The 16,137-nt window shown below is 63.9% G+C and carries 21 protein-coding genes and 1 pseudogene; 16 read left to right on the top strand and 6 right to left on the bottom strand.

Annotated elements, in window-relative coordinates; all coding sequences use genetic code 11:
- The first annotated feature begins 2 nt into the window (after positions 1 to 2).
- From B0B01_RS00120 to B0B01_RS00095, 6 genes are all read left to right on the top strand, one after another.
- Positions 3 to 1,217, top strand: coding sequence for a phage major capsid protein (locus B0B01_RS00120; RefSeq protein WP_076646156.1), 1,215 nt, complete (start codon positions 3 to 5; stop codon positions 1,215 to 1,217).
- Positions 1,218 to 1,288: 71 nt separating this feature from the next.
- Positions 1,289 to 1,729, top strand: coding sequence for a hypothetical protein (locus B0B01_RS00115; RefSeq protein WP_076646154.1), 441 nt, complete (start codon positions 1,289 to 1,291; stop codon positions 1,727 to 1,729).
- 66 nt (positions 1,730 to 1,795) lie between these two features.
- Complete coding sequence (locus B0B01_RS00110; RefSeq protein WP_076646152.1) at positions 1,796 to 2,335, top strand: head-tail connector protein; 540 nt, start codon at positions 1,796 to 1,798, stop codon at positions 2,333 to 2,335.
- Positions 2,336 to 2,382: 47 nt separating this feature from the next.
- On the top strand, positions 2,383 to 2,586 hold the full coding sequence (locus tag B0B01_RS13315) for a head-tail adaptor protein (protein WP_234967661.1): 204 nt from the start codon (positions 2,383 to 2,385) through the stop codon (positions 2,584 to 2,586).
- 98 nt (positions 2,587 to 2,684) lie between these two features.
- A complete protein-coding gene (locus B0B01_RS00100) occupies positions 2,685 to 2,954 on the top strand; it encodes a DUF6127 family protein (protein WP_076646150.1) in 270 nt (89 codons plus the stop codon).
- Positions 2,955 to 3,024: 70 nt separating this feature from the next.
- Entirely contained in the window at positions 3,025 to 3,696 is a 672-nt protein-coding gene (locus B0B01_RS00095) for a YcbK family protein (RefSeq protein WP_076646148.1), read from the top strand.
- A gap of 444 nt (positions 3,697 to 4,140) precedes the next feature.
- On the opposite strand, the gene B0B01_RS00080 is transcribed toward B0B01_RS00095, so the two are convergent.
- Positions 4,141 to 4,326 (bottom strand): hypothetical protein, encoded by a 186-nt coding sequence (locus tag B0B01_RS00080; protein ID WP_200805385.1) that lies wholly within the window; start codon positions 4,324 to 4,326, stop codon positions 4,141 to 4,143.
- A 237-nt stretch (positions 4,327 to 4,563) separates the two neighbouring features.
- On the opposite strand from B0B01_RS00080, the gene B0B01_RS13310 reads away from it, so the two are divergent.
- The 6 genes from B0B01_RS13310 (at position 4,564) to arsH (ending at position 8,680) form a co-directional block, all read left to right on the top strand.
- Positions 4,564 to 4,728, top strand: coding sequence for a helix-turn-helix transcriptional regulator (locus B0B01_RS13310; protein WP_234967660.1), 165 nt, complete (start codon positions 4,564 to 4,566; stop codon positions 4,726 to 4,728).
- A gap of 33 nt (positions 4,729 to 4,761) precedes the next feature.
- Complete coding sequence (chrA, locus tag B0B01_RS00070; protein ID WP_076646143.1) at positions 4,762 to 5,988, top strand: chromate efflux transporter; 1,227 nt, start codon at positions 4,762 to 4,764, stop codon at positions 5,986 to 5,988.
- An 80-nt stretch (positions 5,989 to 6,068) separates the two neighbouring features.
- Positions 6,069 to 6,410 carry an ArsR/SmtB family transcription factor gene (locus B0B01_RS00065; RefSeq protein ID WP_076646141.1) on the top strand — a complete coding sequence of 114 codons (342 nt, stop codon included), beginning with the start codon at positions 6,069 to 6,071 and terminating at the stop codon, positions 6,408 to 6,410.
- Entirely contained in the window at positions 6,407 to 6,850 is a 444-nt protein-coding gene (arsC, locus tag B0B01_RS00060; RefSeq protein WP_076646139.1) for an arsenate reductase (glutaredoxin), read from the top strand. The genes B0B01_RS00065 and arsC overlap by 4 nt, the downstream gene beginning before the upstream one ends.
- Complete coding sequence (gene arsB / locus B0B01_RS00055) at positions 6,847 to 7,956, top strand: ACR3 family arsenite efflux transporter (protein ID WP_076646137.1); 1,110 nt, start codon at positions 6,847 to 6,849, stop codon at positions 7,954 to 7,956. The genes arsC and arsB overlap by 4 nt, the downstream gene beginning before the upstream one ends.
- Complete coding sequence (gene arsH / locus B0B01_RS00050; RefSeq protein ID WP_076646135.1) at positions 7,949 to 8,680, top strand: arsenical resistance protein ArsH; 732 nt, start codon at positions 7,949 to 7,951, stop codon at positions 8,678 to 8,680. The genes arsB and arsH overlap by 8 nt, the downstream gene beginning before the upstream one ends.
- A 252-nt stretch (positions 8,681 to 8,932) precedes the next feature.
- Here the strand turns inward: arsH and B0B01_RS00045 are convergent, their stop codons facing one another.
- From B0B01_RS00045 to B0B01_RS00035, 3 genes are read right to left on the bottom strand one after another with little or no spacing between them, the layout of a single operon-like run.
- Positions 8,933 to 9,850: a plasmid partitioning protein RepB C-terminal domain-containing protein gene (locus B0B01_RS00045; protein ID WP_076646133.1), complete on the bottom strand. Its 918-nt coding sequence runs from the start codon at positions 9,848 to 9,850 to the stop codon at positions 8,933 to 8,935.
- On the bottom strand, positions 9,847 to 10,758 hold the full coding sequence (locus tag B0B01_RS00040) for a plasmid partitioning protein RepB C-terminal domain-containing protein (protein ID WP_076646131.1): 912 nt from the start codon (positions 10,756 to 10,758) through the stop codon (positions 9,847 to 9,849). The genes B0B01_RS00045 and B0B01_RS00040 overlap by 4 nt, the downstream gene beginning before the upstream one ends.
- Positions 10,758 to 12,329 carry a recombinase family protein gene (locus B0B01_RS00035; RefSeq protein WP_143732982.1) on the bottom strand — a complete coding sequence of 524 codons (1,572 nt, stop codon included), beginning with the start codon at positions 12,327 to 12,329 and terminating at the stop codon, positions 10,758 to 10,760. Before B0B01_RS00035 ends, B0B01_RS00040 begins: the two co-directional genes overlap by 1 nt.
- 309 nt (positions 12,330 to 12,638) lie before the next feature.
- On the opposite strand from B0B01_RS00035, the gene B0B01_RS00030 reads away from it, so the two are divergent.
- From B0B01_RS00030 to B0B01_RS00015, 4 genes are all read left to right on the top strand, one after another.
- Positions 12,639 to 12,950, top strand: a complete 312-nt coding sequence (locus tag B0B01_RS00030) for a hypothetical protein (protein ID WP_076646127.1) — start codon at positions 12,639 to 12,641, stop codon at positions 12,948 to 12,950.
- Positions 12,951 to 13,046: 96 nt separating this feature from the next.
- Positions 13,047 to 13,301, top strand: coding sequence for a ribbon-helix-helix domain-containing protein (locus tag B0B01_RS00025; RefSeq protein WP_076646125.1), 255 nt, complete (start codon positions 13,047 to 13,049; stop codon positions 13,299 to 13,301).
- Between the two features lie 4 nt (positions 13,302 to 13,305).
- Positions 13,306 to 13,614: a type II toxin-antitoxin system RelE/ParE family toxin gene (locus B0B01_RS00020; RefSeq protein WP_076646123.1), complete on the top strand. Its 309-nt coding sequence runs from the start codon at positions 13,306 to 13,308 to the stop codon at positions 13,612 to 13,614.
- Between the two features lie 151 nt (positions 13,615 to 13,765).
- Complete coding sequence (locus tag B0B01_RS00015) at positions 13,766 to 14,794, top strand: IS110 family RNA-guided transposase (protein WP_076646121.1); 1,029 nt, start codon at positions 13,766 to 13,768, stop codon at positions 14,792 to 14,794.
- A gap of 693 nt (positions 14,795 to 15,487) precedes the next feature.
- Here B0B01_RS00015 and B0B01_RS00010 read toward each other — a convergent pair.
- Positions 15,488 to 15,671, bottom strand: a pseudogene (locus B0B01_RS00010) (DDE-type integrase/transposase/recombinase); the annotation flags it as partial.
- A gap of 40 nt (positions 15,672 to 15,711) precedes the next feature.
- A partial coding sequence (gene ureG / locus B0B01_RS00005) for an urease accessory protein UreG (protein ID WP_076646119.1) occupies positions 15,712 to 16,137 on the bottom strand: 426 nt, incomplete at its 5' end.

The raw sequence follows: 16,137 nt of genomic DNA, 5'->3' as shown, positions 1-16,137 counted from the left end.
CCATGGGTATCCAACATTCCCCCCGCATCCGCGGGGCCGTACGCGTGCGCGCCGAAGCCAGCGACGCCAACGCCATCCTCGCCGATCTGAACCGCGCCTTCGCCGCCGTCAAGGATGAGCACCAGGCCGAGATCACCCGGCTGCAGTCTACCCTCGACGAGACCAATGCCATGTTGGCCGCGACCAAGCTGGGCGGTGGCGGCAGCGCGGATCGGGCGGATAGTCCCGAGGCTCACGAACACGCCCGCGCTTTCAGCCAGTTCTTCCGCCGTGGCGTCGAGGCCGGGCTGCGCGAGCTGGAGGTGAAGGCGGCGCTCAGGACCGACAGCGATCCCGATGGCGGCTATGTTGTCCCCGACCAGATGGAACAGACCATCGACCGGGTACTGGGTTCGGTCTCGGCCATGCGCTCGATTGCCAGCGTCATCTCGATCTCGGCCGGCAGCTACAAGAAGCTGGTCAATCAGGGCGGGGCGGCGGCCGGCTGGGTTGGCGAGCGTCAGGCGCGTCCCGCGACCGCCACGCCTTCGCTCGCGGAACTGGCTTTCCCGGCGATGGAAATCTACGCCAATCCGGCCGCGACCCAGACATTGCTTGATGATGCAAGGGTCGATATCGCCGCCTGGCTGGCCGAGGAGGTCTCGACCGCCTTGGCAGAGGCCGAGGCCACCGCCTTCATCACCGGTGACGGGGTGAACCGGCCCCGCGGCATCCTCGCCTATGACACGGTGGCGAACGTTTCCTACGCCTGGGGCAAGATCGGCTATACGGCCTCGGGCGTCGCCGCTGTGCTCACCGATGCCGGTCATAATGGCGTCGATGCCCTGATCAATCTCGTCTACGGGCTGAAGCAGGGTTACCGGCAGAACGCGCGCTTCCTGATGAACCGCTCGCTGCAGGCGACGATCCGCAAGCTCAAGTCGAAGACCGAGGAGCACTATCTCTGGCAGCCTCCCGTTCAGGCCGGCCAGCCGGCGACGCTGCTCGGCTATCCGATCAGCGATGACGACACCATGCCCGATATCGCCGCCGGGGCCTTCCCGCTGGCCTTCGGGGATTTCCGGCGCGGCTATCTGATCGTCGACCGCTTCGGCATCCGGGTGCTGCGCGATCCCTTCACCAACAAGCCCTATGTGCATTTCTACACCACCAAGCGGGTCGGCGGCGGGATGCAGGATTTTGAAGCCATCAAGCTGCTGAAGATCGCGGCGAGCTGAGCGCCCGGCTGATCGCGCGGGCGGCCAACCGTCGCCCGCGTCCTCCCATACACATCCCACAGGAGGATCCGATGAAGGATCTGCATTCCGGTCTCACAGTGGCCGCGGCCATCGACGCCGCCACGCTGACCGACGACGACACCCCCGAGGCCATCGACCTGCGCGGCTTCAAGGGCGCCGAGATCGTCCTCGCCATTGGTGCCGGTGACATCACCTTCAGCGACACCGACAAGATCGAGTTCACCCTGACCCATTCCGATGACGACAGCAGCTATGAGGCGGTCACGGCGGATGATCTGCTGGGTGTCGCAGCTGTTGGCGAAGGTGGCATCGTCAAGGCGCTGGTCGAGGCCCATGCCACCGCCGGCGTTTACCGCTTCGGCTATGTCGGTATCAGGCGCTACCTCAAGCTGCTGGCGGCGTTTTCCGGCACCCATGCCACCGGCACGCCCATCGCCGCCCTGGTGATCAAGGGCCACGGCCAGATCAACCCGCAGGCCGATCAGGCGTGAGGTCAGACCCGCGATGATCCCGCGGGCGGTGAGGGCCGCCCGCGCTCTGCATCAGGGAATACGCCCATGTTCACGCTCACCCGCATCATCGCGCCTGCGGCGCCGCCAATCACGCTGGAAGAGGCCAAGACGCAGGTTCGCGTCAATCATGACGACGAAGATATGCTGATCCAGCATTATGTCGACGCAGCTATCGCCTGGCTCGACGGGCCGGCGTGGATCCTCGGTCGGAGTCTGGTCACGCAATCCTGGCAGATGAACCTCGATGCCGTCACCGGCCCGATCCTGCTGCCGTTTCCGGACAGCGAGATTGACAGCGCCGTGTTCACGGACGCGGCGGGCGGGGATGTCGACTACCACATCGCGCTTCAGGACCAGCGGCTGCTGTTGCGGCCTCTGGCGGGGTTCGGGCGGCCAGCAGCGATCACCTTCACCACCGGCTATGGCGTCCCCACCGATGTGCCGGCCGCCATCCGTCAGGCCATGCTGCTGCTCATCGGGCATTGGTATGAGCACCGCGAGGCCGTCAGCCTTGGCGCAAGCGCAGCGGCGCTGACCATGGCGGTTGACGCACTATTGACGCTCTATCGCAGGATCCGGCTGTGACAATGGTCGCGGGATGGTTGCGGCGCCGTGTGACTTTCTAGGAGGCGGTGCTGATCCGCGATCCGGACGGGATGCTGATCCAGGGATGGGAGGAGCGCTCCACCCTCTGGTGCCATGTCCATTATCTGCGCGGCTCCGAGGCCGTCATGCAGGCACGGCTGGTCTCGAAAGCGCCGGCCATCCTGACGATCCGCGCAAGCGCTGAGACCCGCGCCATCACCTTGGAATGGCGGGCGGTATCGATGCGGTGATCTTCGACCTGCAAGGAAGATCCCCGACCCAGCCAGGATGGCGCCTATTTCGAGATGCTGGCCGAGGCGTGAGCGGATTGCCTGTGCAGGAGGCGTCGATGACACCGCATGATCCGACAGAAACCGAACTCGAGGCGATGTTGGCCCGGGCTGCCGAGCAAGGCGCGAAACGGGCGCTCGCTGACCTTGGCCTCGATAGTGAGGACACGGCGCTCGATATCCATGATCTGTGCTGCCTGCTCGACGTGATCCGGCTGGTGCGCCGCACCGTACTGCAGACCACCGTGCGGCTGATCACCACCGGCATCCTGCTGGCACTGCTCGCCGGCATCGTCCTCAAGCTCAGGATTTTCGGCGGCGGGCCGTAACGCGCATCGCCGAAAGTCGATCGTTTATCGCACCCGCCCCTTGGGCGGGTTTTCCATCTGGAGGTCGCGGATGACCACGTTTTACCGTCATTGGGGGGACTTCCCCGATGCCGCCTGGCGCTGGCCCAACTTCTCGCCCGCCGAAATTTCCTGTCGGGGTACCGGCAAGCTACTGGTCAACGAACCGGCCCTCGACAAGCTGCAGGCGCTGCGCGACCGGCTGGGCAAACCGCTGATCGTCCGCTCCGCCTATCGCAGCCCCGAGCACAACCGCGCCGTCGGCGGCGCGACCCGGTCGAAGCATCTCGACGGCGCCGCCTTTGACATCGCCATGGCGAACCATGACCCGGTGGCGTTCGAGGCCGCAGCGCGGGAGGTCGGGTTCCTCGGCTTCGGCTTCTATCCGCGCTCGGGGTTCATCCATGTCGACCTCGGTCCCGCGCGTCAGTGGGGTGAGCGTTTCTCGGTCCGGGAGACGGCCTTTGCGGCTGAGACGCCGCCTGCGCGCGCAGTCTTGGCGCAGAGCTGCACCATGAAGGGTGGCGGGGCGGCTGGTGTGGCGATGCTGGGCGCCGCCGGGGTCGAGGTTGCGCAGAGCGTCCTGGCCGAGACGCAATCCGCCATTCTGCCGCTGGTTCCGTATCTCGACACGCTGCGCTGGGTGTTCATCGCGGTGGCGCTCGGGAGCATCGCGATCACCATCTACGCCCGACTCGATGACTGGAAGCGGGGGCGGCGGTGATCGCCGGGCCGCTCACCGGGATCGCAACGAGCCCGTGGGCGGGGAGCGCTACGCTACAGCGCTATCGCACTCGCCGTGCTCCTGTTCCTGCTTTCGCTTCGGCGCTCCGGGGAATGCACGGGCCGCCTCGCCGAACGTCTCGAGACATCGGAGAATGCCAATGACGTCCAACGCCGGATGCTGGAGGCGGCGGCTCGCCGTCCTCACGATCGCGACCAGCTTGCTGAGCGGCTGCGCGACAGTCGGTTCTGAGACGGGCGGCCGCGTGACTTGTCCGCCGGTCGTGGAGTACAGCCGTGAGTATCAGGCGCGCGCGGCTGATGAGCTCATACTGCTACCGGAGCTCTCGGCGGTTACCGACATGATGAGCGATTATGCCGTGATGCGCGAGCAATCTCGGAAGTGCACCTCTCCTTAGGGCCAATCTTGCTTCCAAAGACCAACTCAGCCGCTCTGCGCAGCTGCGTCCTTCTGCTCGTAGTCGCTGAACGCCGTCTTCAGTCCGACCGGCACTTGGGCGGCGGTCCGGAACTCCGCCTTCAATTGAGGCTCGTCGACCTTCTCAATGTCCTTACGCGGGTGATCCATCTCTCTTGCAAACGCATCTGCATTTTCTGCGTGCGGTGCCATGGATCGCTATCCGTTTCGCTGACCATTGAGCTCTCCGTCACAGCGTTGGCCGCACTTCCGCCAGACCGATCCGTTTGCATGGCGAAAGATGCCAGATACAATCGGTTCCCGAAATCGAGATTCGATAGTGAGGCCGGTTTGGGAAGATCACCATGTGGAGCATCAGGAGCTTCTGTCCGGATTTATACGGCTTCACATCCTGCATCACGCCGCCGAGGGCGACCTGTATGGGACTAGATGATCGAGGAACTTGCGCGGCATGGCTATCGCGTCAGCGCCGGCACGCTCTACCCGATGCTCCATGCGATGGAGCGCAATGGATACCTGGAGTCTGAACGGAGCGGGCCGGGCGCTCGCATCGCCGCCTCTACAGAGCGACGCCCTATGGAATCGAGGCGCTGAACATGGCACACGACAAGATTCGGGAGCTGTTTCATGAGGTCGTTTCCGGAAGCAGCGGCGGCTGACGACCCGATTCGACGCGGCTCGCCGGGCGAGGTGTTCCGCGCCTTTCTGAAGCTGGGCCTTACTTCCTTCGGCGGCCCGATCGCGCATCTTGGCTATTTCCGTGATGAGCTCGTCACCCGCCGCAAGTGGATCGACGAGGCAGGCTATGCCGATCTGGTCGCGCTCTGTCAGTTCCTGCCGGGTCCGGCCAGCAGCCAGGTGGGGTTCGCGCTGGGGCTGCTTCGCGGCGGTCCGCTCGGGGCGCTTGCCGCGTGGGTGGCGTTCACCCTGCCGTCCGCACTGCTTCTGGTGCTGTTTGCCTTCGGCGCATCGGCCTTCGAGGGACCGGTCGGAGCTGGCCTCCTGCACGGGCTCAAGATCGTGGCCGTGGCTGTCGTCGCACAGGCCGTCTGGGGCATGTCTCGGACGCTCGCACCTGATCGGCAACGAGCCAGTATCGCGCTTGTCGCGGTCTTGGTCGTGATCTTCGCCGCCGGCTCCGCCGGTCAGATCGCAGCCATTATCATGGGCGGCCTGGCGGGTCTCTGGCTTTGCCGCGGCGGTGCTGTTCCGGCAGCCGGGCATCTGACGTTTGCGGTGCCTAAGCGCGTCGGATTCGCCGCGCTCGCGCTCTTCTTTCTCCTGCTCTTCCTTTTGCCGGTCTTGTCGGGGGCGGCAGCATTACAGAGCCTTGCTCTCTTCGACGCCTTCTATCGAGCGGGCTCGCTGGTCTTCGGCGGCGGCCATGTGGTGCTGCCGCTGCTCGAGGTGGAAGTGGTTCGTCCCGGCTGGGTGAGCGAGGATACATTCCTGGCCGGCTATGGCGCCGCCCAAGCCGTTCCCGGGCCGCTCTTCACCTTTGCCGCCTATCTCGGCACTGTTATGGACCCGGAGCCCAATGGCGTCGCTGGCGCGAGCATCGGCCTCGTCGCGATCTTTCTTCCCGGTTTCCTGCTGCTGATCGGCGCGCTTCCATTCTGGGACGCCTTTCGGGCCCGGCCCCTCGCGCAGGCGGCAATGCGCGGTGCGAATGCGGCGGTCGTCGGCATTCTCGGGGCGGCTCTCTACGACCCGGTCTGGACCAGCGCTATCTTCAGCTCCTTCGACTTCGCGCTCGGCCTGACCGGTTTTGTCCTGCTCACCGTCTGGAAGACCCCGCCCTGGGCCGTGGTTCTGACGGTCGCAGCTGGGGGCATGGGGCTCGCGCTTCTCTGACGGTCACCAAGTTGCCTTTGCGGCCGAAGGGAGGTACGTGCAGCATTGATTGTTTTCCATATCTCCACTAGCATGGAAATATGGAAAAGTATGACACCATAGCCACACTCGCCGCGCTCGCGCAGGAAACGCGCCTCGACATCTTCCGCCTCCTGGTCGAGGTGGGGCCAGAAGGGCGTGCAGTGGGTCGCATCGGCGAAGCGCTCGGGCTCCCATCGGCCACGTTGTCGTTCCACCTCAAGGAGCTGAAGCACGCTGGTCTGGTGAGCGTGCAGCGCGAGGGCCGCTCGCTGATCTATGCCGCGAACTTCGCCACCATGACCGGCCTCATCGACTATCTCACACGCCATTGCTGCGCCGGCGATCCGGCGGCCTGCGGCATCACGCCCCCAACCAATTCCGCCAGGAAAGAGACCGCATGACCATCACGATCTATCATAACCCCAACTGCGGCACATCCCGCAACGTGCTGGCGCTGATCCGCAACTCCGGCGAGGAGCCGGAGATCGTCGAGTACCTGAATACACCGCCCACCCGGGAGCAACTGGTGGGGCTGATCGCCGCCATGGGAATCCCCGTGCGCGATCTCCTACGCCGGAAGGGCACGCCCTATGATGAGCTCGGGCTCGACGATCCGAAGTTCTCCGACGACGAATTGATCGACCTGATGCTGGCGCATCCCATCCTCATCAATCGCCCCATCGTCGAGACGCCGCTTGGAACCCGGCTCTGCCGCCCCTCCGAAGCGGTGCTCGACATCCTGCCGAATCTGCAGCGCGGCGAGTTCCGCAAGGAGGAGGGCGAGCTTGTTGTGGATGCCTCCGGTCGCCGGATCGCCTCGAGCGAGGATGCTGCGCGATGAGCAACGGCATCTACGCACAAACGGCCGAGGCCATCACAGCATCGCCTGCCGGCATAGGTTTCTTCGAGAAGTGGCTCTCTGTCTGGGTTGCCCTCTGCATCGCCGCCGGTCTGCTGCTCGGGAACCTCATGCCGGGCGTGTTCGAGACGCTTGCCGCGCTCGAGATTGCGTCAGTCAACCTCGTCGTCGCCGTCCTCATCTGGGCGATGGTCTACCCGATGATGGTGGCGGTGGATTTCGCGAACCTGCGCCATATCGGAGACCGTCCGAAGGGGCTGGTGCTGACGATCGTGGTGAACTGGCTGATAAAGCCGTTCACGATGGCAGTACTTGCGGTCCTGTTCTTCGAGGTCCTGTTTGCGGATCTGATCGCACCGGCCGAAGCGCAGCAATACATCGCCGGTCTGATCCTGCTGGGCGCGGCACCCTGCACGGCGATGGTGTTCGTCTGGTCGCAGCTCACCCGAGGCGATCCGACCTACACTCTGGTGCAGGTCTCGGTGAACGACGTCATCATGATCTTCGCCTTCGCGCCGATCGTGGCACTGCTCCTCGGCCTCACCGACATTGTCGTGCCGTGGGAGACGCTGATCCTCTCGGTCGGGCTCTACATCCTGATCCCGCTCGCCGCCGGCGCCGCCACGCGCCAGTGGCTCGCGCGAGGCCGCCGGGGGACGGACGCCGAAGCGGCGGTTGCGCGCTTCACGGCGGCGATTAAGCCATTCTCGATAGTCGGTCTTCTGGCAACAGTCGTGCTGCTCTTCGGCTTTCAGGGGCAGATCATCCTCGAACAGCCGCTGCTGATCGCGCTGATCGCAGTGCCACTGCTGATCCAGTCCTACGGGATCTTCGCGCTTACCTATGCTGCAGCATGGGCCTGGCGTTTGCCCTTCAATGTTGCCGCCCCCTGCGCGCTGATTGGTACCTCCAATTTCTTCGAGTTGGCGGTGGCCGTCGCCATCAGCCTCTTCGGCCTGCAATCCGGTGCCGCGCTCGCGACGGTCGTCGGCGTGTTGATCGAGCTGCCGGTGATGCTGTCGCTCGTCGCCTTCGCCAACCGCACGCGACGCCATTTCCCCGCCGCGCAGGAGTCGGGCCGTGGCTGAGGATCCCATCACGCTCTCCGACCTGCCGAACGTTGATCCCGAACAGCTCCAGCCGATCGATGTGGAGGCACTCGCCGGCCCGGCCGCAGCCACCCATGCGCCGCGCATTCTGATCCTCTACGGTTCGCTGCGCGAGCAGTCCTATTCGCGCCTCGCGGCCGAGGAGGCAGGGCGTCTGCTGCGCTGGTTCGGGGCCGAGACGCGGATATTCAATCCCGCGGGGCTGCCTCTGCCGGATGCCGAGTCGCCTGACCATTTGAAGGTCCGAGAGCTGCGGGAGCTCGCGACCTGGTCAGAAGGGATGCTCTGGTGCTCGCCGGAACGACACGGCGCGATGACTGGCATCATGAAGGCGCAGATCGACTGGATTCCGCTATCGCTCGGCGGCATCCGCACCACGCAGGGCAAGACCCTCGCCGTCATGCAGGTTTCAGGCGGATCGCAGAGCTTCAACGCCGTCAACCAAATGCGCATCCTCGGCCGCTGGATGCGCATGGTGACGATTCCGAACCAATCCTCGGTGCCCAAAGCCTGGGGCGAGTTCGACGAGGCCGGCAGGATGCGGCCTTCGCCCTACTACAACCGCATCGTCGACGTGATGGAGGAGCTCGTGAAGTTCACCCATCTGACCCGCCGCCGCTCGATCTACTTGACTGATCGCTATTCTGAGCGGGTGGAAAGTGCAGAGCAGGTGTCGAAGCGCGTGAACCAGCGCTCGATTTGAATCGGGAGCGCTGGCTGGGACTGGAACCATGCAAGTAAGGCGTGTCGGAGTGGCCCGCCCCCGACACGCCCAGAGTTTGACGCAGCCGCGGAGGCGGCCACGCGGCCGGCGAAAACTCTAGCCAGCCTGGCGGGCTCCGAACGGGTTCGCCGCCATCCCCACCGCCGCGCTTGATCCGGCCCACAGTCCGGCGTCTCCCGCGGTCCCCGCGCTTGATCTGGGTCCGGGTCCCCATCCTCGGCTATCGCCTCGTCAGTCGGGGCTGGCGGCTTCCACCGGCGTGATCTCGGTGATCGTCTGGAACTCGCCGAGGAACTCCGGGTGGTTCTGTGCCAGGTAGCGCACAATCCGTGCGTTCCCGATCAGCTTGCCGACGTAGCCCTTGATCACGGTCAAATGCAGGTGGTCCTGGCCGTAGGTGTCCTGGATCGACGCGATGCCTTCCTGCAGGCGTGCCAGTTCCTGTTCCATCCGCGCCATCGCCTCCGGCGTGATTCCCTTGATCTTCTTCGGCTTTGATGAATCGACCAGCTGCGCTTGCGGCGTTCCCGCGAGGATCGCGCTCACATAGGCGACGGAAAAATTGTTCGCATTGACGAGCAGTTCCGCCGCCTCAATCTGCCGGATGGTCTTCATCTTGCGCAGCGCGCCGAAGACGGCCGCCGTGCAGGGCTTGTCCTTCAAGATCGCCACGGCTTCCTCGCAGATTCCGTCCAGCAGGCGGACCTTGCGCCGGATACTGCTGAGATTGAGGTCGAGCGCGGCCGCGATCTTCTCCTCGGGGACGCCGCGCTCGATCGCCTTGCGGATCATCTTGTGCTCCTGGATCGGCGCGAGACGGCTGACCTGCCGGTTGTAGGTGAACGCCTCGTCGTCGGTGGAGACGAGGCATTCCACCTCCTGAGTACCGGCGTCCTTCAACGCCTCGATCCGCAGGTGACCGTCGAGCAGCAACCAGGTGGCCGACTGGTCGTGGTTCCGCACAACAACCGGCGGCTCTACGATACCGATCTGGGCGATGGAGGCCACGATCTGCCGGTATTTTCGGCTGGATTTCGCGGACTTGCCGAGCGCACGCAGCGGGAGGATCGATTCAATGGGAAGGGTGACGCAGTCGTCCTCGAAACCGCGATTGACGGAACGCGGGGGTTGGCTCGAATCGCGCTTCATGTCGGCCTCGCGTCCGTGACAGCCTTGGCGAGATCGCCTGGCATGGTCTCCAGACCCTCGGCCCTCAGCAGCGTCATGAAGTGCTCGTCCGAGCAGAGTTTGCGGAAGGCCTCGCGCACGAACATCAATCGGCTCTGCGTCAGCTCGGCCTTCTTGATCAACAGCTTCTGGCGGGTGGCCTCCTGCTGATAGGCCCGGACGAGACCTTCGCTGGTGAGCGCCCGCTTTGCGCCGTCGCGGCGGCCAAAGGGATTGTTCCGCAGCTGCGGCCCGCGCTGTTCCCGCTGCTGGATCAGTCGGCGCACGAGAGTCAGCTTTCTGCCGCGCAGCTTCTTCTGAGTGTAGGCGTCCGTGAGCGCCTGCTGTGCGCTCTTGGCATCGGTTCTGGCAATCTGGATGGCGAGGTTCAGGGGCAGAAGCCCGGTTTCCACGGCCGAGACGAGGCGTTCCTCTCCCTTCTCCAAAAGCCCCGCGATCATGTTGACGTACTCAGCGGTTACGCCGATCTTGTCGCCGATCTGACGATCAGTGTAGCCGCGTTCGCGCAGTGCGCCGATCTCGCGCATAAGGTCGATCGGATTGTGCTGTCGCCGCGCACAGTTCTCAACAAGGCTCATGACAAGGCAATCGGTTTCGTTGGCCTCGATCACGATGGCGGGGATGCGGTCCTGCTTGAGTTCGATGAAGGCCTCAAGCCGGCCCTGTCCGCAGACGAGATCGTATTCCGGTGGCTCGGTGCCAGCACGCGGTGCCACGGTGATCGGGCGCTTGAGGCCGATGCGGGCGATGTTCTCCACCATCTCCTCGAAGGTGCGTCGATTGCGGACTCGGGGATTGAGGACCCGGATCCTGTTAGTGGGGATCGGTGTCACCTGCTTCCGGTTGGTCGGCTTCATGTCGTCGGGCATCACGCCACCTCCGCGATCCTGGCCCGCGAGGCGAGCGCGTAGAAGAAATCGAGCGTGTCGAACCGGTACGCATCGAGCGCGAGCCCGTTCTGCTCGGCGAATTTCAGTTTCCCAAAGGTCATGTCGATGCTGGGCAGCACGTAGTAATCGCGCGACGCCTCGTTCATCTCGTCCATACGCACGGCGATGGTGATGTCGGGCACGAGGCCGGCGTCGAGGCGGATGCGCCAGCGCAGCGCTCCGGCCGCCGTCACCATGCAGCGGGCCAGCACGATGGAGATGGTGAACTCGTCGTTGACGCGAACCAGGTCTGTGTCGGGATCCTGAACGGCCGACCCGCCATGACGAGCCACGCCCGCGATGATCTCTGCCACCACCTGCGGATGGGCCTGCCGCAGGGCGCGGTTGATCTCGATGTAGCTGTAGTCCCGGTCGGGTTCGTAGCCGATCAGCCGGTAGGCGCGCAGCAGGCTGCCGAAGCGGCTGCGATAGGCACTGGAGGATGGGAGATCATCCTCCTCGTCGATGATCAGACCCGACAGCATGCCCTGCCGCTTGAGGATCGCGCGCAGCGCGTCGAGCAATTCCTCATCCGAGAAATGGCGGCTGCGGGCATCCACGATCTCACGGGCACGCAGGAACAGCGCCTGATCGACGATGGCGGGATAGGCACCCTCGGCGCGGATCCACATCTCTCGCGGGTTCACCACGCGGCGCTGCTTCAGCTTGAAGGACACCTTCGCGAAGACATTGTTCCCAATGTATTTTTCGTTGGTCAGCACCTGATGGACGGTCGCGCGGGTCCAGGGGCGGTCGAGATCGGTGCGGTGGCCCTCGGCGTTCAGGGTCTCCGCAATCTCGCGCTCTGGGCGCCCCTCATGGACGAACATCCCGTACATGCGCTGAACGACCCGCTGCTCCTCCTCGGGGCCGGGCACCAGGATGACGCGGTCGGTCTGCAGGCTCTTCTGCTCGCCGCGCGACAGTTCGCCCTTGGGGTTGCCGTGCTCGTCGATCAGCACCCGCCGCAGTGCGTATCCTGCGGCGCCGCCCTGGCGATAGCCCAGCTCGACGAGGCGGCATTGCCCCGCGAATACCTTCACGGAGAGCTCGCGGCTGTACTCGCCGGCCATGACCCGCTTGACGGTTTTCAGAAGGTTCGAGCCGATGCTGCCGTCGTTCTCGAACTGCTCGCCGCAGTAATGGACCCGGATGCCGGCGCGAGAGCAGACGTGCTCGTGATAGGCGCCCTCGTCGGCATCCTGAAACCGGCCCCAGCGACTGACGTCATAGACGAGGATCGCCTTGAAGTCGGCCTGCCCAGATTGGACCTTGGCCATCAGGTTCTGCAGCGCCTCTCGTCCGTCCAGCCGCAGGCCGGAGCGTCCCGAGTCCTCGAACACCCGCAGGATCTGGAGGCCCCGGGCGACGGCATAGCTGCGGATGACGTCAAGCTGGTTCTCGGTCGAGTATTTCTGGAGATCGGTCGACATCCGGACATAGGCGACGGCCGGCACGTCCTGTTCAGATGCCGCGCTCCCGTCCTCGATGTCCGCCCGGCCGACTCTCACATCCGACGCTCCTCTTTACCGCCCAAGACGCCAGTGCAGGCGCTCGGGAGACGCGGCAATATTGTTCTGTGCAGAAGACAGCAGCGCATCCGGAAAGTCGTTGCCGGAAAGGGGCAAGTTCTTTCTCCGGTCGCCTTTCGGCAGCTGTGGCCGCAGATCCCAGCTGCTCGTACGAAGCGCAGATTTTCGAAGCATTGCCGTCACCGTCCTATAGCGAAGTGTTTTGCCAGACGGCCCCGAAGGGTCGTCTCGGGCGCAAAAGAGATTGTGCTGTTTTCATGGCTCTCCAGATGTTTATCGGAGAAGGGCATGAAGATGCGGATCAAGATGGGCACAGTTGTGCCGAAGATGGGCACATTTGTGCACCTGATCGACAAGCCGATTGACTATCGGAACGCCATGGCGATGGCGTTGCACGAGGAACTCGGTTCAACCAGTCGCGCGATCAAGATGGCGATGCGGTGGACGGGTGCCAGCGAGCGCACCGTGAAATACTGGCTCGCGGGCGAACGGGGACCCAGCGGCGATCATCTCATCGCGCTGGCTCGGCACTCCGATGCGGTGCTGTTCATGCTACTCGCGCTTGCGGGCCGCCATGTGGTGGAGGACGAAGGCGATTGAAGGCCAGAAACCGGGAGTGACAGCGTAGCGCACGGCTTGATCTGTCTTCCTTTTTGGTTATCTTGAAGACAACGGAGCGGAGAGGAGGTGCGTGCCATGTCCCGCACAACGACCATGACCGTCCGCGTCAGCGGCGCCCTCAGCGAGTTCGTCGCGACCAATGTTGGCGAGGGCGGCGCTTACGAGAACGTCAGCGAATACATCCGCGATCTCATCCGCCGCGACAAGGAACGCGCTGAGCGCGAAGCCTTCGATCGTCTGAAGGCCGAACTGAACCATGCCTTCGCCGCGCCCGAAGAAAGCTACAAGCCCCTGACCGCCGCCGAGGTGATCTCCCGGAACCGGGCCTGAGCCCATGGCGATCCGGGTCCAGGAGGCGGCCTCGGTCCGCCTCGACGAGATCTACCGCTACACCCGCGACCGGTGGGGCGAGGCGCAGGCCGAAACCTACGTCACCGGCCTCTTCGCCGCGTTCGAGCGGATTGAAAGACGCGGTGTGATGTCGAGGCCCGTGCCGGCCGAGTTCGGGGTGGAAGGGTACTTCTTCCGCTACGAGCGCCATTTCGTGTACTGGAAACGCCTTGCCAATGGCGACATCGGGATCGTCACCATCCTGCACGAGCGGATGCATCAGATCGAGCGCTCCAAGGACGACTTCGAATAAAGTATTGATTTTACGTATGAAAGGTCTCCTTCACTTCGCTCTGCGAGGAGCTTTCCAAGGTGGAGATGGGGTGGATGCCGCTCTCCCCCTGACGGCATCGCGATGTGCCATACTCGTGGTGTCGAAGCACAAGCTGAAGGAGAGGGCATCCATGGGAGAAGTTACCATCATCGGCGTCGATCTGGCAAAGAACGTGTTCCAGGTTCACGGCGCTGCAGCGGACGGGTCTGTCGTGTTCCGCAAGAAGCTGTCGCGGCCGCAATTCGCGCGGTTCATGGCGGATCATCCACCGTGCGTGGTGGCGATGGAGGCCTGTGCCAGCGCGCATCACTGGGCGCGAGAGATGGCGCGGGACGGACATGAGGTCCGGCTGATCGCGCCACACTACGTGAAGCCGTTCATCAAGCGGCAGAAAAATGATGCGGCCGATGCGGAGGCGATCGTCGAGGCGGCGCTGCGACCGACCATGCGGTTTGTGGAACCCAAGACACAGGAACAGCAAGCCCGAGCGGTTGCGTTCCGGACGCGCGAACAGCTCGTGAAGCAACGCACCGAAGCCGTGAATGCGCTAAGATCGCATCTCTACGAGTTCGGCCATGTCGCCCCCGTGGGGATTGGCTATGTACCGCGCCTGGAACAGGTCATCGCAGATCCTGACGCCGACATTCCCGATCTGGCGCGCGAGATCTGCCGGGTGCTCCTCGACCAGATCAACCAGCTGACCGACCGGATCGATGCGCTGAAAGCCAGGATCGCGGCCTTGTCGAACGAAGCGGAAATGCCGCGCCAGCTGCAGACGATGCCGGGTGTCGGCCCGATCACAGCCCTGGCGGTCGAGACCTTCGCACCGCCGATGGAGCAGTTCCGCCGAGGGCGCGACTTCGCCGCTTGGCTCGGCCTGGTGCCGCGGCAGCATTCCACCGGGGGTAAGCAGAAGCTGGGGAAGACCTCGAAGATGGGGCAGCGCGACATCCGGCGGTTGCTGGTCATCGGCGCTACAGCCGTGATCCGCTGGGCCTCGCGCCGCGGTGCGCCGAAGGGGTCGTGGCTGGCGAGGATGCTGGAACGCAAGCCGGTCCCGGTCGTGGCCGTCGCCCTGGCCAACAAGATGGCGCGTGGCATCTGGGCGATGTTGACGCGCGGCGAAAGCTATCGTGGTCCAGTGCTGATCGGCGCCTGATCGGGCACCGAATGGGCACTCGGGCCACCGAGTTGTGAGGAAGTCATGATCTGAATGGGCACATGATCGACATGATCCGGATCGGGAAAACCAGAAACCTTCTCCGAGCCTCGAGCTCGCTGTTGGAGATTTGGACCCGGTCCGCGTATCACCATCCCGGCCAGCGGCGCCATGTCAGCCGCACGAACAGGCCTGACAAAAGTACGCACTCGATCACATGTCCAGACGTTCAGAAAATCCTTGCAAACCGAGCGGCATCCACAAAAGAAGGTTCGATGTCAGACCCATCTCCTCCGCCACATACGCCTGATAATATAAGAATAACTATAAAGACGAGGGTCGTACCCGCCATTCAGCCCATCATCTTGAAAATGGTTGCGGCAGCTGGATGTTCAGTGACAGTACGATGTTTCAGCAGCCTCCGGTGATCACCATCTGACACCAAGAGAAGCGCCAAACGGCGTTGCCCCTGCCGATCGAGACCACGGAGCGGATGAGTTCGGCCAGCATCTCTGGAAGCTGGCTTCGCGTTGCCCCCACACAAGCCTCGACGGGCTCACCCCGTGGAAGTATCACCAACGGTCGAAAGAGGGCCGAACACTGAACAGAGCTAACCGATAAACGGGGCTTCGACGGGGAGCAGGTCAGGTGAAACGCCTCTTTCGCATCAATCTGCTCGTTCAGAGGGACGCACGTGAATTGGCTGCCTGGCTCGGTGTTCATGGATCTCGGGCAGGCCGAACTTGTGGATGGCTTCGTTCAGTGCCTCGACGCAGTGGCCTGTCTCCAGCGTGTTCGAGATGCGCCGGGCCAGAACCTTGCGCGTGTGCCAGTCCATGATGGCGACCAGATACAGGAACCCATGCCGCATGGACAGGTTGCGCAGGCAACGAAAATGTATTCCTGGCAAGTGATGCTCAGTCCGGCCGCGCCGGAAGGCCGCCGTTCTCCAGCAGGAAATCGACGATCTGCCCCACGCCATCGCCGCTTTTCATGTTGGAAAAGACAAAGGGCCGGTCGCGGCGCATATGCGCCGAATCCCGCTCCATGACACCAAGATCCGCACCCACCATCGGCGCGAGGTCGGTCTTGTTGATCACCAGAAGATCCGAGCGGGTGATTCCGGGGCCGCCCTTGCGCGGAATTTCCTCGCCGCAGGCAACGTCGATCACATAGACCGTGATATCGGCAAGTTCCGGGCTGAAAGTCGCAGCGAGGTTGTCGCCCCCCGACTCGATCAGGATCAGGTCGAGTTCGGGAAATTCGGCCTCGAGCCGCTGCACCGCCGCCAGATTGATGGAAATGTCCTCGCGGATCGCCGTATGCGGACAGCCGCCGGTTTC

The organism is Pontibaca methylaminivorans (assembly GCF_900156525.1).
In the GTDB taxonomy this organism is placed as follows: domain Bacteria; phylum Pseudomonadota; class Alphaproteobacteria; order Rhodobacterales; family Rhodobacteraceae; genus Pontibaca; species Pontibaca methylaminivorans.
This window is presented reverse-complemented; position numbering and strand designations above follow the sequence as displayed.

Bases quoted from the DNA above. Each gene is read 5' to 3' on its own strand.
- B0B01_RS00095 (WP_076646148.1), top strand. From the start codon at position 3,025: ATGACCACGTTTTACCGTCATTGGGGGGACTTCCCCGATGCCGCCTGG.
- arsC (WP_076646139.1), top strand. From the start codon at position 6,407: ATGACCATCACGATCTATCATAACCCCAACTGCGGCACATCCCGCAAC.
- B0B01_RS00040 (WP_076646131.1), bottom strand. From the start codon at position 10,758: ATGCCCGACGACATGAAGCCGACCAACCGGAAGCAGGTGACACCGATC.
- B0B01_RS00025 (WP_076646125.1), top strand. From the start codon at position 13,047: ATGTCCCGCACAACGACCATGACCGTCCGCGTCAGCGGCGCCCTCAGC.
- B0B01_RS00120 (WP_076646156.1), top strand. From the start codon at position 3: ATGGGTATCCAACATTCCCCCCGCATCCGCGGGGCCGTACGCGTGCGC.
- B0B01_RS00020 (WP_076646123.1), top strand. From the start codon at position 13,306: ATGGCGATCCGGGTCCAGGAGGCGGCCTCGGTCCGCCTCGACGAGATC.
- B0B01_RS00045 (WP_076646133.1), bottom strand. From the start codon at position 9,850: ATGAAGCGCGATTCGAGCCAACCCCCGCGTTCCGTCAATCGCGGTTTC.
- B0B01_RS00015 (WP_076646121.1), top strand. From the start codon at position 13,766: ATGGGAGAAGTTACCATCATCGGCGTCGATCTGGCAAAGAACGTGTTC.
- chrA (WP_076646143.1), top strand. From the start codon at position 4,762: ATGAGGTCGTTTCCGGAAGCAGCGGCGGCTGACGACCCGATTCGACGC.
- B0B01_RS00110 (WP_076646152.1), top strand. From the start codon at position 1,796: ATGTTCACGCTCACCCGCATCATCGCGCCTGCGGCGCCGCCAATCACG.
- B0B01_RS00115 (WP_076646154.1), top strand. From the start codon at position 1,289: ATGAAGGATCTGCATTCCGGTCTCACAGTGGCCGCGGCCATCGACGCC.
- B0B01_RS00100 (WP_076646150.1), top strand. From the start codon at position 2,685: ATGACACCGCATGATCCGACAGAAACCGAACTCGAGGCGATGTTGGCC.
- B0B01_RS00080 (WP_200805385.1), bottom strand. From the start codon at position 4,326: ATGGCACCGCACGCAGAAAATGCAGATGCGTTTGCAAGAGAGATGGAT.
- B0B01_RS00065 (WP_076646141.1), top strand. From the start codon at position 6,069: ATGGAAAAGTATGACACCATAGCCACACTCGCCGCGCTCGCGCAGGAA.
- arsB (WP_076646137.1), top strand. From the start codon at position 6,847: ATGAGCAACGGCATCTACGCACAAACGGCCGAGGCCATCACAGCATCG.
- B0B01_RS13310 (WP_234967660.1), top strand. From the start codon at position 4,564: ATGATCGAGGAACTTGCGCGGCATGGCTATCGCGTCAGCGCCGGCACG.
- B0B01_RS00030 (WP_076646127.1), top strand. From the start codon at position 12,639: ATGAAGATGCGGATCAAGATGGGCACAGTTGTGCCGAAGATGGGCACA.